The organism is Streptomyces sp. CC208A (assembly GCF_030010625.1).
Lineage (GTDB): Bacteria > Actinomycetota > Actinomycetes > Streptomycetales > Streptomycetaceae > Streptomyces.
On the sequence record NZ_JASCXN010000041.1, the window covers coordinates 46,127 to 60,162 of the forward strand.

A 14,036-nucleotide genomic window follows, 5' to 3' on the forward strand; every position below is an offset into this window, starting at 1 on the left:
CGCTCGCCGGCCTTCTGCGTGGGGCGTCGCCGACGTCAGTGGAACGGCGGCGTGGCGGCCACCGGGTGCTCCGGCGGCGGGGCCGTGCTGTTCCTGACGACGAGGCTGGTCGCGAGTTCCAGGCGGGTCACCGAGGGTTCGCCGGCCCGCAGGCGCAGCAGCATCTGCACCGCCTCCTCGCCCATCTGACGGAGCGGCTGGTGGACGGTGGTGAGGGCGGGGCTCGACCAGCGGGCGACCATCACGTCGTCGTACCCGACGACGGACAGGTCCTCGGGGACGCGCAGTCCGCAGACCCGGGCCGCCTCCATGACCCCGAGCGCCTGGATGTCGCTGCCGGCGAAGATCGCGGTGGGCCGGTCCGGCAGCCGCAGCAGTTCCAGGGCGCGCGCGTACCCGCCGTCGACGTGGAAGTCGCCGAAGCGGACCAGTTCGGGGTCGCTCTCCAGACCGGCCACGTTCAGGGCCGAGCGGTAGCCGTCCAGGCGGGCGAGCGAGCACAGGACGTCCTCGGGGCCCGTGATGATGGCGATGCGCCGGTGGCCGAGGTCGACGAGGTGGCGGGTGGCGGCGACGCCGCCGGACCAGTTCGCCGAGCCCACGGAGGGCACGTCCGGTTCCGGGTCGCCCGCCGGATCGATGATCACGAAGGGGATCGAGCGGGCGGCGAGCTGCCGCTTGACGGCGTCCGGGAGCGAGGAGAACACGAGCACGACGCCGATCGGCCTGCGCTGCAGCGCGCCCTCGATCCAGTCGGCCGCCGGGGCGTGCCGGGTGCCGCTCTCGGTCAGCACCACGCTCGCCCGGTGGGCTTTGGCGAGGTTCTCCACGCCCCGGATCAGCTCCATGGCCCAGACGCTGTCGAGTTCGTGGAAGACGAGCTCGATCAGCGGCGCCTCGCGGGCCGCGCGGGTGGTCCTCCGGTACGCGTGGGCCTCAAGGAGCGCCTCCACCTTGCGGCGGGTGCCCGGCGAGACGTCCTGGCGGCCGTTGAGGACTTTCGAAACTGTCGAAAGCGACACCCCCGCTTCCTGCGCCACCTCCGCCAGCGTGATCCGCTGCTTCTCCTCGTCATCTCGCATCCGAGCAGCATAAGGCAGCCCCTCCCCCACTCCCGGAGTCACGCTTCGATAACGCGGGGCCGGAGGGTTGACCGCCTCACGGTCCGAAGCCTAGCGTCCCGACCCGTCAAGTTTCGATAATTCAACCGAAACACTTTCGAAAGGGAGGCGTTGAAGCGATGAAGCGACACGCTCGGCTGCTGAGAACCGTCGTCGTCGGTGGGGCGTCGCTGGCCATGACCCTGTCCCTCGCCGCCTGCGGCGGCTCCGGGGGCTCGTCCGGCGACTCGGACACGATCCACGTCCTGGTGTACGGCGACGCGACGAACAGGGTCGAGAAGCAGCTCGTCGACACCTTCAACAAGACCTCGAAGGTGAAGGCGGTCCTCGACACCGTCCCCGGCGCCGACTACCAGTCCAAGCTGCAGACGCTCATCAGCGGCAAGCAGGCGCCCGACGTCTTCTTCAACTGGGGCGGCGGCAGCATCAAGCCCTATGTCGACGCGGGCCTGTTGATGCCGCTCGACGACTTCATCGCCAAGGACCCTGGCCTGAAGTCGAACTTCCTGCCGTCGGTCTTCGACACCGCGGTCGTCGACGGCAGGCCCTACGGCGTGCCCATGCGGGGCACCCAGCCCGTCCTGCTCTTCAGCAACAAGAAGGTGCTCCGGGAGGCGGGCGTCACCGCCCCGCGCACCTGGGACGAACTCCTGGCCGCCGTCAAGGCGCTGAAGGCGAAGGGCGTCACCCCGATCGCCCTGGGCGGCGGCGACAAGTGGCCCACCCAGATGTGGTTCCAGTACGTCTACGACCGGGTGGCCGGACCCGAGCTCTTCGCGAAGGCCCTCAAGGGCGACAAGGACGTCTGGGCGAGCGCCGACAGCAGGAAGGCCCTCGGCATGCTCAAGGAGCTGATCGACACCGGCGCCTTCGGCACCACCTACGACTCGGTCAAGTTCACCGACGGCGGCTCCCCCGCCCTGCTCGCCACCGGAAAGGCCGCCTTCGAACTCATGGGTTCCTGGGAGTACTCCACCCTCCAGGACGCCTACCCCGACTTCGTGAAGAACGACCTCGGCTACGGCACCTTCCCGGCCGTCGAGGGCGGCAAGGGCGATCCGGCCAACCTCGCCGGCAACACCAACAACTTCTACTCCGTCCTCAAGAGCACCGACCACCCCGAGGCCGTCGCCGAGTTCCTGAAGCTCATGTACTCGGACGAGTTCGTCAAGGCCCAGCTCTCCGTCGGCAACCTGCCGACCACCACCAACACCCCGGAGTTCCTCGGCACTTCCGCCGACCCGGAGTACTCGACGTACCAGTACGACCTGGTGAAGAAGGCCCCGGCCTTCCAGCTCTCCTGGGACCAGGCGTTCCCGCCGGCCGCCACGACCACCCTCCACCAGGCGGTCCAGCAGTTCTTCAACGGACAGATGGGGACCGACGCCTTCATCGCCGCCATGCAGCGTCTGCCCGCGGCCTGACCACCGGGAACGTCCGACATGACCACTGCCACAGCCCCCGCCGTGGACGGCACGGAGAAGGCCGGGACCCGGAGGCGGCCGGGCCGCCCCGGGACCGGCGCGGGCCGCCCGGGCTTCGTCTGGGCGGCGCCCGCCGCCGTCTTCTTCGGCCTGTTCGCCCTCGTCCCCCTGCTCCTGGTCGTCGTGCTCTCCTTCACCCGCTGGAACGGCCTCGGCTCGCCCGAGTTCGCCGGCCTGGAGAACTGGAGCAGGCTGCTCGACGACCCCGTGATGGTGAAGAGCCTCTGGCTGAGCCTGCTCCTCACCGTGCTCGGCGTCGTCGTCCAGACCCCGATCAGCATCCTGCTCGGCGTCTGGGCCGCCGGCCACCAGCGCAACCGGGCCGTCCTCTCGGCGATCTACTTCGTCCCGCTGCTGCTCTCCGTCACCGCCGTCTCCGTCCTGTGGCGGGCCGTGCTCGACCCCAACTTCGGCGTGCCCTCCCAGGCCAGGTGGCTGTTCGGCGACGGCAACCTCTTCGGCGTACAGGCCAGCGCCCTCGGCGTCCTCGTCTTCGTGAGCACCTGGCAGTTCACTCCCCTGCACACCCTGCTCTACCAGGGCGCCGCACGGGCCGTCCCCCACGTGCTCTACCAGGCCGCGGAGATCGACGGCGCCGGAAGGGTCCGGCAGTTCTTCCACATCACCCTGCCGCAGCTGCGCAACACCATCGTGACCTCGACGGTCCTGATGGTGGTCGGCGGGCTCACGACCTTCGACACCGTCCTCATCCTCACCCAGGGCGGGCCGGGCACCGACACCACGAACAGCGCCTACTACATGTACCAAAAAGCCTTCAAGAGCTTCGACTTCGGCGCCGCCTCCGCCATCGCCCTGCTCCTCGTCCTCGTCGCCACCTGCGTCTCGCTGGTGATGGTCCGGGTGAGTGGCTACGACAGGATGCGCAGCACGATGGAGGGCGTGTGATGCGCGAGCGCCCCAACCTCCTCGCCGGACTCGGCTCGCTCGTCTGGCTGTTCGTCGTCGGCCTGCCGCTGTACGTCATGCTGATCGCCACCTTCCAGACCCGGGCGGAGTACGCGGCGAACGGCCCCCTCGGCTTCCCGGAGCACTTCACGCTCGACAACTACGTGAACGACCTGAACGAAGGCTTCGCGCAGTACTTCCTCAACACGGTCGTCGTCACCGTCTGCGTGGTGGGCATCGTCCTGGTGCTCGTGCCGCCCCTCGCGTACGCGATCGTCCGCAGCGACGGCAGGGCCGCGGGCCGGGTCTTCCGGCTCTTCCTGCTCGGCCTGGCCATCCCCTCCCAGGCCGTGATCGTCCCGATGTTCTACCTGATCAACGAGGCCGGTCTCTACGACAACCTCATCGGCGTCATCCTGCCGACCGCCGCCTTCGCCATGCCGGTCTGCGCGCTGATCCTGACCGGCGTCATGCGGGACATCACGCCCGAGCTGTACGAGGCGATGACGGTCGACGGCGCCTCCTCCTGGCGAATCTTCCACCGGCTGGTGCTGCCTCTGTCCAAGGGCGGCCTGTCGACGATCGTCGTCTTCTCCTCCCTCCAGGCGTGGAACGGCTTCCTGTTCCCGCTGGTGCTCACCCAGTCCTCGGGGAACAAGGTCATCACCATGGGCCTGTACGACTTCCAGACCGAGCACGGCGTCGACATCCCGGGCCTGCTCGCGGCCGTCGTCCTGTCCATGCTCCCCATCCTGCTCGTCTATCTGTTCGCCCGTCGCGCCCTGGTCCAGGGGCTGATGGGAGTCGGAGGAAAATGACCGAGAACGTGGCCCCCCAGTCTCCCGCCCCGCTCCCCCGCTGGCGCGACACCGCGCTGAGCGCGGAGGCCCGGGTCGACGCACTGATCCGCGAGATGACGATCGAGGAGAAGGTCGCCCAGCTCTTCGGAGTGTGGGTCGGCGCCTCCGACGAGGGCGGCGAAGTCGCCCCGCACCAGCACGACATGGAAGAACCCGTCGACCTCGACGCCCTGCTTCCCGACGGCCTCGGTCAGCTGACCCGCCCCTTCGGGACGGTTCCCGTCGACCCCGCCCTCGGCGCGCTGTCCCTGATGCGGACCCAGCAGCGGATCGTCGCCGCGAACCGCTTCGGCATCCCGGCGGTGGCGCACGAGGAGTGCCTGGCGGGTTTCGCGGCCTGGGGCGCCACCGCGTATCCGGTCCCCCTGTCGTGGGGGGCGACCTTCGACCCGGAGCTGGTACGGGAGATGGCGGCGGCCATCGGCCGGGACATGCGCGCGGTCGGCGTCCACCAGGGGCTCGCGCCCGTTCTCGACGTGGTGCGCGATGCGCGGTGGGGGCGGGTGGAGGAGACCATCGGCGAGGATCCGTACCTGGTCGGGACGATCGCCACCGCCTATGTCCAGGGCCTGGAGTCGGCCGGTGTCGTCGCCACCCTCAAGCACTTCGCCGGCTATTCGGCCTCCCGGGCCGGGCGCAATCTGGCCCCGGTCGGCATGGGGCGGCGGGAGCTGGCCGATGTGATCCTGCCGCCGTTCGAGATGGCGGTCCGGGAGGGCGGGGTGCGCTCGGTGATGCATGCCTACACCGACACCGACGGCGTCCCGTCCGCCGCCGACGGCGAGCTGCTGACCGGTCTGCTCCGCGACGCCTGGGGGTTCGCCGGGACGGTGGTGGCGGACTACTTCGGCATCGCGTTCCTCAAGACCCTGCACGGCGTCGCCGCCACCTTCGGCCAGGCGGCCGGGGCCGCGCTCGCCGCCGGTGTCGACGTGGAACTGCCCACGGTCAAGACCTTCGGCGCGCCCCTGCTCGACGCCGTCGCCAAGGGAGAGGTGCCCGAGGAGCTGGTGGAGCGGGCGGTGCGCCGGGTGCTGGTACAGAAGGTCGAGCTGGGCCTGCTCGATCCGGGGTGGAGCGCCGTGCCCGCCGCGCTGGAGGGCGCCGACACCACGGCCGGCCCGGAGACGCTCCGGGGCACGGTCGACCTGGACCCGGACCGCAACCGTGCGCTGGCCGCCCGGATCGCCGAGCGGGCCGTCGTCCTGCTGCGCAACGACGGCGTCCTGCCGCTCGACCCACGAAGCCCCCGCCGCATCGCGCTGATCGGCCCGAACGCGGAGGTTCCGACGGCCGTTCTGGGCTGCTACTCCTTCCCGGTCCACGTCGGCCGACAGCACCCGGACATCCCTCACGGCGTCGACCTGCCGACCCTGCGCGAGGCCCTCGCGGTGGAGTTCCCGGCCGCCGAGATCACCGTGGCGCCCGGCACCGGCATCGACGACGCCGCGACCGGGGGCTTCGCCCAGGCCGTGGCGCTGGCCCGCGGCGCCGACCTGGTGATCGCGGCCCTCGGCGACCGCGCCGGGCTGTTCGGCCGGGGCACCAGCGGCGAAGGCTGCGACGCGCAGTCCCTCACCCTCCCCGGTGCCCAGCAACAGCTCCTGGACGCCCTCCTCGACACCGGTACGCCGGTCGTGGCCGTGCTGCTGGCCGGCCGTCCCTACACCCTGGGCCGCGCCACCGACGAGGCCGCCGCCATCGTCCAGACCTTCTTCCCCGGCGAGGCGGGAACCGGCGCCATCGCCTCGGTCCTCAGCGGCCGGACCGAGCCGAGCGGCCGGCTGCCCGTCAGTGTGCCCAGGCACCCCGGCGCCCAGCCGTCCACCTATCTGGCCGCCCGCCTCGGCCATGCCAGCGAGGTCTCCAGCATCGACCCCTCACCCGCCTTCGCCTTCGGGCACGGCCTGACGTACACGACCTTCGCGTGGTCCGGCCTCACCGTGGAGGCGGCCGAGGCGCCGACGGACGGCGAGTTCCGCCTCTCCCTCACCGTCCACAACACCGGCGACCGCCCCGGCACCGAACTCGTCCAGCTGTACCTGCACGACCCGGTCGCCTCCGTCGTCCAGCCCGTGCAGAGACTCATCGGATACGTACGGGTCGACCTGCCCCCCGGCGAGAGCAGGCGGATCCACGTGACCGTCCCCGCGGACCTCGCGTCGTTCACCGGCCGCGACGGCCGGCGGACGGTGGAGCCCGGAGAGCTGGAACTCCGCTTCGCCGCCTCCAGCACCGACGCCCGGCTGACCGCCCGGGTCGCCCTCACCGGTCCGGCGCGCCCCGTCGACCACCACCGGCGCCGGCACGCCGAGTTCACGGTCGAGCCGCGGCCCTCGTCCTGAATCCTGACCGTACGGCTCCGGCCGCCGGGGGCTCAGCTCCGTCGGCCGGTGGCAGGCGGTGGCAGATCCGGCCGGCAGACCTCGCAGGCGCCGAGTCGCGCGCGGACGTCGGCGCGCGGGACGGACTCGACGTCGTGGGTGTCGTGCCCCTTCCAACGGGCGTACCGCTGGCCGTCCTTGAGCCCTTCGCAGTGGGGCGTCCGGTGGTAGACGCTGCCTCCTCTGGTGACGTACACCCTCCGTGGGAGCGGGGAGTTCATCGTCCGGCAGTGGTCGCACTGGGAGACCGGGAGACACATGACTTCGCAGTATTCGTCGGCCATGGTGTCCATGGTCGCGCCCGGGGCTCGCCGCGGCAACGTCCTTTCGGGCCGACTGTTCTCATGAAGCTCCCTGCTCAGAAAGGTTTCTGATGCTTTGACACCTCCTTCTTCCCTTCTCTCCGATCCACTTCACGAAGCGGAAGGGGTGCGGCCCGAGCGGGTCGTGCGCCGGGGCGGGTGGAGTTCGGCCTTGCCGAAGAGGAGGGCGTAGCCGGAGGGGAGCTGCCTGAGGATGCGGTCGGTGAGGTCGGGGCCGGCCAGTCGGGAGAGGGGGGCGAGGACCGCGCCGACGTCCCAGCGGGTGGTGGCCAGGCTGCCGCCGGTGCGCTGGGCGAGGTCCTTGACGAACTCCCAGCCGGTGAGCGGGGTGGTGGCGGGGATCTGGGCGGTGAGGACCAGGGCCGCCTCGAAGGGGAGGCGGGCGGCGAGCTCGACGCGTTCGTCACCGACGAGTTGCCGCCCCAGCGCCGCGAGGACGGAGCGGACCGTCTGCTCGGCGCGCTCACGGGTCGGGTAGGCGCCCTCGTAACGGACGTGTTCGAGGAGGCCGGTGTAGGAGTCGGCGCCGCGGGGGGTCGTGGGCGCGGCGGTCGTGGACACGGGAGTCGTGGTCTCGGTCTGGAGGGTCATGGCGGTACGGGTCGCCGTTCTCTTCGGGCCCGGCCGTCGCGGCCGGGCGCAGTGAACAGGTGTCGACATGACGTGCCGGGCTCACCGGGGAAGGTGGGGCCGGCCGAAGAGGAGGTCGTATCCGGGCGGGAGCTGGAGGAGTATCCGGGCCGTGAGTTCCTCGCCTGCCTCGTCGGCGACGACGCTGAGCACGGCGCTGACGTCCCAGGCCGCCGTCCGTTCGGTGGCTCCCTCGATCCAGGCGGCTGTCGCGCTGACGAAGCGTTCCGGGGAGAGCGGTTCGGCGGCCTGGAGCGGGTTGAGCAGGATGACGGCGAAGGTCTCGGGGAGGCGTGCGGCGAGCTCGGCCCGCACGTCGCCGACCAGATGGGCGCCGAGGAGCGCGAGCACGACGCGGGAGGAGCGTTCGGCCTCCTGCGGCGTGTCGTAGTCACCGCGTTCCTGCACCCGGTCGAGAAACGTCTGCCATCGCAGTCTCATCGGGGCCCCTTCCTTCGCGAGGGGAGTTCCTCGGCGGGGGATGCGGGGTGGCGGGGAGCGGAGGGCGTAGGAGGGGGAGGAAGAGAGGGTGCCGCCCTCCGCTCCCGGCCGCCACCGGTTCAGCCGGCGATCTGCTTGCGGTCGTCGCCCTGGCTGATGGTGACCTTGCGGGGCTTGGCGCGCTCGGCGATCGGGATGCGGAGAGTGAGGACGCCCGCCGTGTAGTCCGCCGTGATCTTCTCGGTGTCGAGGGTGTCGGCCAGCATCAGCTGGCGGGAGAAGACGCCGAGAGGACGCTCGGACAGTTCCATCTGGACGTCGTCGCTCTTCGGGGCCGGCCGGCGCTCGGCCTTCACCGTCAGCATGTTCCGTTCGACGTCGATGTCGATCGCGTCGGGGGTGACGCCCGGCAGATCCATCATGATCACGTACTCGTCGCCCTCGCGGTACGCGTCCATCGGGACGGCGGTGGGTCGTGACCATGTGCCGGTCGCCGTGCCCAGCATCTGCTGCGTCAGACGGTCGAGCTCACGGAACGGGTCGGTGCGCATCAACATCGTGAACACCTCCATCGGGTCAAGGGCAGTGGTTGCCAATGCGCTTCACCTGACACCGTTGTAACATGTCAACGGATGGACGACAACTAGGACGTCAACGAAAAGACGACATGAGGGAGGGTGGCTCTATGGCCGGTGACGAAACGCCTGGTGGCGAGGCTCCCGGCGGCGACATGACCGGCGGCGACACCGCGGGTGGAGATGCCCCTGTCACCTTCCACGCGGCTCTGGCGGCGCTCGCCGAGATCGACGAGGCCATTCGTGCGGCCCGGGCCGCGAGCGCCCCGGCCCCGTCTCCGAGCGCCTCCTCCGAGGAGGTGCTCTCCGCGCTCCTGCTCCTGCGCGAACTGCGCGAGCAGCTCGCGGGCTGGGAGCCCGGCCTCATCGAGGCCGCCCGGGAGGCGGGCGCCAGCTGGGCCGAGCTCGCCCAGCCCCTCGGCGTCACCAGCAGGCAGGCGGCCGAGCGCCGCTATCTGCGCGTCCGCCCCGGCCGCCCCGGCGCCACCGGAGAGCAGCGCGTCCAGGCCACCCGTGACCGCCGCGCCGCCGACCGGACCGTCACGAGCTGGGCCCGTGACAACGCCGCCGACCTGCGTCAGCTCGCCGGACAGATCACCGCCCTCGACACCCTCACCGCCACCCTGCGGCGCGAGCTCCGCGAGGCCCTCGCGGACATCGACCCGGCCCGCCTCCTGGAGCCCCTCACCCGCGCCCGCACCGCCCACCCGCCCCTGCCTCCCGACCTGGCCGAGCGCGTGGACACCGTCACCCGTCGCACCACGGCTCTCCGCGACGAGAGCGACCAGCGCCGCTCCGGCACCCCGCAGCCCTGACGGACCCGGTGGCGGACGCGTACGGCTCCCGGTGCACCGGCCACCACATCGCCCGCCCCAGCAGCGCCGCGGCCGACGGCACCAGCAGGAGCGACAGGACGAAGGCGGACAGGAGGACGCCCAGCGCCGTGGCGAGACCGATCTGCCGGGTGGACGGTTCCGCGTTCACCGACAGGCCGCCGAAGGAGGCCGCGAGGACCGTGCCGGCCGTGGCGACGGCCGGCGCCGTGTGGCGTACCGCCCGGGCCACCGCGACGCGGGCCGAGGCGGCCCGGGCCGTCTCCTCGCGCAGACGGTCGCCGATGAGGATGGTGTAGTCGGTGCCCAGGGCCACCACGAAGAGGAAGAGCACCAGCGGCAGGACGACGTTCACGCCCGGTTCGCCGCCCAGGTGCTGGAAGACCAGCGCGGAGGCGCCGAACGTCGCGGCGAAGCACAGCCCGACCGCGAGCATCAGGACCACCGGGGCCGCCAGGCTGCGCAGCAGGACCAGCAGGATGAGCGCGATCAGGGCCGCCGCCACCGGCAGCACCGTCCGCAGGTCCCGGTCGACCGCCGTCGCCACGTCGGCGAACACGGCCGCCGTGCCGCCGACATGGGCCGTCAGTCCGGCCGGCGCCGCTTCCCGTACGGCATGGCGCACCGGCCCCGCCGCGAGGTCTCGGGCGCGCTGCGTCCGGGCGTCCGCCGTCAGGTACGCGTCGAGCCGGGCGGCGGTGCGGTCGGCGTTGAACACGGGGTCGGCGACCCTGCCCACGCCGTCCGCCCCGGCCAGCGCCCGGGGCAGACCGCCCAGCGCGGCGGTGTCCAGGGGGCGGCCGTCGTCGGCGGTGACGTACACCGTCGTCGGGTCGGACACCCCCGGCGGCAGGGCTCCGGCGATCTCCCGGGCCGTCGCCGCGGCCGCCGTCGTGTCGCGCGAGGTGCCGCCGGTGCCGAAGTCCATGCGGACGCCCGTCGCCCCGGCCGCGAGCGCGCCGAGGAGGGCGACCGACGCGACGAGCACCGCCAGCGGGCGGCGTGCCACCCGTTCTCCCGTACGGCTTGCCAGGCCGGGGCGCCCGGCCTTCGTCAGGCTCCGCGACGGCCGGAACATCCGCCGCCCGGTCACCGCCAGCAGCGCCGGCATCAGGGTCAGGCTCGCCACCAGCATCACCAGTACCGACACGGCGACGGAGGGTCCGAGCACCCGGAACTGTCCGAAGGACGCCACGCCCAGGGTCGCGAAGGCCGTCACGATCGTCAGCGCCGCCGAGGTCACCGCCGTCCCCACCCGTCCGGCCACGTCCGCCGCCACCAGTCGACGGTCGTCCGCCGGGCGGCGGCTCAGCTCCTCGCGGAAGCGGAACAGGAGGAAGAGGAAGTAGTCGACGCCGATGCCGAGCAGGACGGTGCCGATCATGCCCGGGGTGCCCGGGTCCAGGTCGAAGCCGGCCGACAGGGCCGCTCCCACGACCGTGCCGACGGCGGTGCCACCCACCACGGACACCGCGAGCAGCGGGACGAACGCGGCCAGGACGCTGCGGAACACCAGGGCACCGATCAGCACGATCAGTCCGGCCATGGCCAGTCCCACCACCGTCTGCGTGGTCTTCTCCGCGTCGGCGCGGTCCACCGTGTCCGCCAGGCCGCCGGTGAACCCGGTGCGCAGCCCGGCCTCGGCGAACTCCTGCCGGGCGCGGTCGTGGAAGGACCGGTACAGGGAGTGCATGCCGGGGTCGGTGGAGTTGCCCCGCAGGCGTGCGCGGAGCAGCGCGAACGACCCGTCGGGCGCGGTCGTCTCCGGTGTCACGCGGGGAACCTGGGAATAGTCCGCGGAGAGCCCCGGTATCCGGTCGTCCGTCCGCGGCATCTCCACGCGCGTGGCGCTCAGTTCGCGCGCCACCTCGTCCACGCGCCGCCGGTCCGCGGCCTTCAGCGGCTCGCCGTCGCGCCGCGCCACCAGCACCGTCACCGCGTCGGCGTCGGGCTCCGCGCCGAACTCCTGCCGGGCGACGCGCAGTGCCGCGGCCGCGTCGTACTCCGGGGGCAGGAATCCGGCGCTGTCGGTCTGTGTCACGCGGAAGACGAGCACCTGGCCCAGGAGGGACAGGAAGATGCCGACCACCGCCCACACGGCGATGACCCACCAGGGTCTGCGGGTCGAGAATCCGGTCAGGGCACGGATCACAGGAGTCCTCCGGAACAAGCACGCCTCCGGGACGAGCACGAGGGAGACGAGTACGAGGGAGCGTGGCCGCGACGCCGCGGAGACCGGGCGGCTGCGCCCCGTGCCGGGTGACTCCGGCACCTGTCCAGCACATCAGCGGCGCCCGGCCCGCACCTCGGAGCGGGGAACGAGAAACCGTCTGGGAGCACGGCCCCGAACCGCCCAGCCTCTGGGAGCCTGCTCCTACTCCCGGCTCGCTCCCGGTCCCGACGGCGTGCCTCCGGCGCGCTGCCACAATGGGACGCGCGGGAGGGGCCGAACCGCGGGTCGTCCGGCCGTGACCGCGGTCTCAGGGGCGGCGGCGACCGCGGTCTCCGGAGCGGTCGGGGAGAAGGCGTCTGAGGCGGTCTCAGAGGAAGCGTGGACACGCACAAGGGGGGCGGACATGGGACGGCGCACGGACGGGACGCGCCCCGGCACGGGGAGCCGGGACGAGGGGTTCCGGCTGTGGAGCCGGCACGACGGGCTCGTCGCCGTCGGCGCCGCGGCTGTCGACCTCGTCGGTTTCACCGTCACCAGTCAGATGGACCAGGGGCAGGTGCCGGTGGCCGGCTGCCTGATCGCGGTCGCCGCCTCCCTGTTCCTGCTGGCCCGCCGCCGCGCGCCACTGGGCGTCCTCGGGGGCGTCCTGGTGGTGAACCTGTCGCTCAACTGGTTCAGTGCCGTCGGCCAGCACTACGGTGCCGCCACCGTCGTCGCGCTCTTCACCGTCGTACGCCACCACCGTGCCGCGGTCGGTACGGCGGCCGTCGCCGGCTGCGTCACGGTGCTCCAGTTCGTCCACCCGGGGCTGCCCGCGCCGTCCCTGCTCGAGTTCGTCGCCAACCTCACGTCCGCGCTGTTCGTGGCCGGTGCCGCCGTCGCCGTCAACCGCTGGCAGCGCAACGCCGAGACCCACCGGCGGCTCCTCGCCGACCGCGCCGTCGCCGAGGAACGGCGCCGCATCGCCCACGAGTTGCACGACATCGTCGCCCATCACCTGACTACGATGCAGCTGCTCGCCGGAGGTGCCCGCGCCAACCTCGAACGTTCCCCCGAGACGGCCCGCGAGGCGCTCGTCGACCTGGAGGGTTCCGGCCGCACCGCCCTGCACGAGATGCGTCATCTGCTCGACGTGCTGCGTGCCGACGACGAGAGCGGCGAGGGCGACGAGGGCGAGGCAACAGCCCCGCAGCCCGGCGTCGACGACCTCGACCGCATCGTCGAGGACAGTCGCCGCGCCGGCCTCCCCACCACCCTCACCACCGACGGCGAGCCTCGGACGCTGCCGCCCAGCGTCGCGCTCGCCGTCTTCCGCATCGTCCAGGAAGCCCTCACCAACGCCCGCAAGCACGCCGGCCACGGCGCGCGGGTCGACGTACGGCTCAGCTACACGGCTCACGAGGTACGGGTCGACGTCACCGACGACGGTCCACGCCCCGGTCGTCCCGCCATGCGCGGCTCGGGCTACGGGCTCATGGGATGCGCGAACGTGTCGCCCTCCACGGCGGCACCCTGCACGCCGGACCGGAGGACGGAGGCTTCACCGTCCGCGCCCGTCTGCCCCTGCCCACCGATCGCCCCACCGGTCGCCAGGAGACGTACGCGTGAACGCGCCCGTGAAGGTCCTCATCGCCGACGACCAGCCCCTGGTCCGCCGCGGCCTCGCGCTGATGCTCGCTCCGGAGCCGGGCTTCAAGGTCGTCGCCGAGGCCGCCGACGGCGCAGAGGCGGTGCGCCTCGCCCATGAGTGCCGGCCCGACGTGGTCATCATGGACATCCGCATGCCGGTCCTCGACGGCATCGCCGCCACCGAGCGCCTCACCGTCGAACTGCCCGGCTGCCGTGTCCTGGCCCTGAGCACCTTCGACATGGACGAGCACGTCGTGGCCGCCCTGCGCGCCGGCGCCTGCGGCTTCCTCCCCAAGGACATCTCACCCGAGGACCTCGTCGCTGCCCTGCACGTGGTCCGCGACGGCGAGGCCATCCTCGCCTCGCGGCTCCTGACCCGTCTCATCTCCGCGCACGTCACAGCCCCCGCCCACCGGCCGACGCCCCCGGCGCCTTCCGGCACCGACGGCCTCACCCCGCGCGAGCGGGAGGTGTGGCGGCTGATCGCCTGCGGCCTGGACAACACGGAGATAGCCACTCGGCTCGGTGTGAGCGCCTCCACCGTGAAGAACCACATCACCGGCCTCTTCGCCGAACTCGGAGTCCGCGACCGCGCCCAGGCGGTCATCGCCGCATACGAGACGGGCCTGGTGACGGTCCGCCGGGAGGCGTGATCCCTGCTCATACCGTATGAGGCA

General features: G+C 72.1%; 13 protein-coding genes. 7 read left to right on the top strand and 6 right to left on the bottom strand.

Annotation, left to right across the window (positions count from 1 at the left end; translation table 11 throughout):
* Positions 1-35 precede the first annotated feature (35 nt).
* A complete protein-coding gene (locus QK442_RS31595; RefSeq protein ID WP_282697527.1) occupies positions 36-1,082 on the bottom strand; it encodes a LacI family DNA-binding transcriptional regulator in 1,047 nt (348 codons plus the stop codon).
* Positions 1,083-1,240: 158 nt separating this feature from the next.
* On the opposite strand from QK442_RS31595, the gene QK442_RS31600 reads away from it, so the two are divergent.
* The 4 genes from QK442_RS31600 to QK442_RS31615 are packed head-to-tail and all read left to right on the top strand — an operon-like array spanning position 1,241 to position 6,716.
* Positions 1,241-2,545, top strand: a complete 1,305-nt coding sequence (locus tag QK442_RS31600; protein ID WP_282697528.1) for an extracellular solute-binding protein — start codon at positions 1,241-1,243, stop codon at positions 2,543-2,545.
* Positions 2,546-2,563: 18 nt separating this feature from the next.
* Entirely contained in the window at positions 2,564-3,511 is a 948-nt protein-coding gene (locus tag QK442_RS31605; protein WP_282697529.1) for a sugar ABC transporter permease, read from the top strand.
* Entirely contained in the window at positions 3,511-4,329 is an 819-nt protein-coding gene (locus tag QK442_RS31610) for a carbohydrate ABC transporter permease (RefSeq protein WP_282697530.1), read from the top strand. The genes QK442_RS31605 and QK442_RS31610 overlap by 1 nt, the downstream gene beginning before the upstream one ends.
* Complete coding sequence (locus QK442_RS31615; protein ID WP_282697531.1) at positions 4,326-6,716, top strand: glycoside hydrolase family 3 N-terminal domain-containing protein; 2,391 nt, start codon at positions 4,326-4,328, stop codon at positions 6,714-6,716. The genes QK442_RS31610 and QK442_RS31615 overlap by 4 nt, the downstream gene beginning before the upstream one ends.
* A 32-nt stretch (positions 6,717-6,748) precedes the next feature.
* Here the strand turns inward: QK442_RS31615 and QK442_RS31620 are convergent, their stop codons facing one another.
* The 4 genes from QK442_RS31620 to QK442_RS31635 form a co-directional block, all read right to left on the bottom strand.
* Positions 6,749-7,039, bottom strand: coding sequence for a hypothetical protein (locus tag QK442_RS31620; protein WP_282697532.1), 291 nt, complete (start codon positions 7,037-7,039; stop codon positions 6,749-6,751).
* A gap of 129 nt (positions 7,040-7,168) precedes the next feature.
* A complete protein-coding gene (locus tag QK442_RS31625; protein ID WP_282697533.1) occupies positions 7,169-7,669 on the bottom strand; it encodes a DUF2267 domain-containing protein in 501 nt (166 codons plus the stop codon).
* 81 nt (positions 7,670-7,750) lie between these two features.
* The gene (locus tag QK442_RS31630; protein WP_282697534.1) at positions 7,751-8,149 is read right to left on the bottom strand and encodes a DUF2267 domain-containing protein; all 399 of its coding nucleotides are present in this window, start codon (positions 8,147-8,149) and stop codon (positions 7,751-7,753) included.
* 119 nt (positions 8,150-8,268) lie between these two features.
* Entirely contained in the window at positions 8,269-8,706 is a 438-nt protein-coding gene (locus QK442_RS31635; RefSeq protein ID WP_282697535.1) for an Hsp20/alpha crystallin family protein, read from the bottom strand.
* Positions 8,707-8,879: 173 nt separating this feature from the next.
* Between QK442_RS31635 and QK442_RS31640 the strand changes: the two genes are divergently transcribed.
* Entirely contained in the window at positions 8,880-9,539 is a 660-nt protein-coding gene (locus tag QK442_RS31640; RefSeq protein ID WP_282697540.1) for a type III effector protein, read from the top strand.
* Here QK442_RS31640 and QK442_RS31645 read toward each other — a convergent pair.
* A complete protein-coding gene (locus tag QK442_RS31645) occupies positions 9,472-11,709 on the bottom strand; it encodes an MMPL family transporter (RefSeq protein WP_282697536.1) in 2,238 nt (745 codons plus the stop codon). The two genes, QK442_RS31640 and QK442_RS31645, sit on opposite strands and share 68 nt — an antisense overlap.
* Positions 11,710-12,133: 424 nt before the next feature.
* Between QK442_RS31645 and QK442_RS31650 the strand changes: the two genes are divergently transcribed.
* Both QK442_RS31650 and QK442_RS31655 read left to right on the top strand, forming a co-directional pair.
* Complete coding sequence (locus tag QK442_RS31650; RefSeq protein ID WP_282697537.1) at positions 12,134-13,477, top strand: histidine kinase; 1,344 nt, start codon at positions 12,134-12,136, stop codon at positions 13,475-13,477.
* Positions 13,359-14,012: a response regulator transcription factor gene (locus QK442_RS31655; protein WP_282697541.1), complete on the top strand. Its 654-nt coding sequence runs from the start codon at positions 13,359-13,361 to the stop codon at positions 14,010-14,012. Before QK442_RS31650 ends, QK442_RS31655 begins: the two co-directional genes overlap by 119 nt.
* Positions 14,013-14,036 lie beyond the last annotated feature (24 nt).

Excerpts from the sequence above, each read along its gene's own strand:
- QK442_RS31595 (WP_282697527.1), bottom strand. The coding sequence starts at position 1,082 with ATGCGAGATGACGAGGAGAAGCAGCGGATCACGCTGGCGGAGGTGGCG.
- QK442_RS31600 (WP_282697528.1), top strand. The coding sequence starts at position 1,241 with ATGAAGCGACACGCTCGGCTGCTGAGAACCGTCGTCGTCGGTGGGGCG.
- QK442_RS31605 (WP_282697529.1), top strand. The coding sequence starts at position 2,564 with ATGACCACTGCCACAGCCCCCGCCGTGGACGGCACGGAGAAGGCCGGG.
- QK442_RS31610 (WP_282697530.1), top strand. The coding sequence starts at position 3,511 with ATGCGCGAGCGCCCCAACCTCCTCGCCGGACTCGGCTCGCTCGTCTGG.
- QK442_RS31615 (WP_282697531.1), top strand. The coding sequence starts at position 4,326 with ATGACCGAGAACGTGGCCCCCCAGTCTCCCGCCCCGCTCCCCCGCTGG.
- QK442_RS31620 (WP_282697532.1), bottom strand. The coding sequence starts at position 7,039 with ATGGCCGACGAATACTGCGAAGTCATGTGTCTCCCGGTCTCCCAGTGC.
- QK442_RS31625 (WP_282697533.1), bottom strand. The coding sequence starts at position 7,669 with ATGACCCTCCAGACCGAGACCACGACTCCCGTGTCCACGACCGCCGCG.
- QK442_RS31630 (WP_282697534.1), bottom strand. The coding sequence starts at position 8,149 with ATGAGACTGCGATGGCAGACGTTTCTCGACCGGGTGCAGGAACGCGGT.
- QK442_RS31635 (WP_282697535.1), bottom strand. The coding sequence starts at position 8,706 with ATGTTGATGCGCACCGACCCGTTCCGTGAGCTCGACCGTCTGACGCAG.
- QK442_RS31640 (WP_282697540.1), top strand. The coding sequence starts at position 8,880 with ATGACCGGCGGCGACACCGCGGGTGGAGATGCCCCTGTCACCTTCCAC.
- QK442_RS31650 (WP_282697537.1), top strand. The coding sequence starts at position 12,134 with ATGGGACGGCGCACGGACGGGACGCGCCCCGGCACGGGGAGCCGGGAC.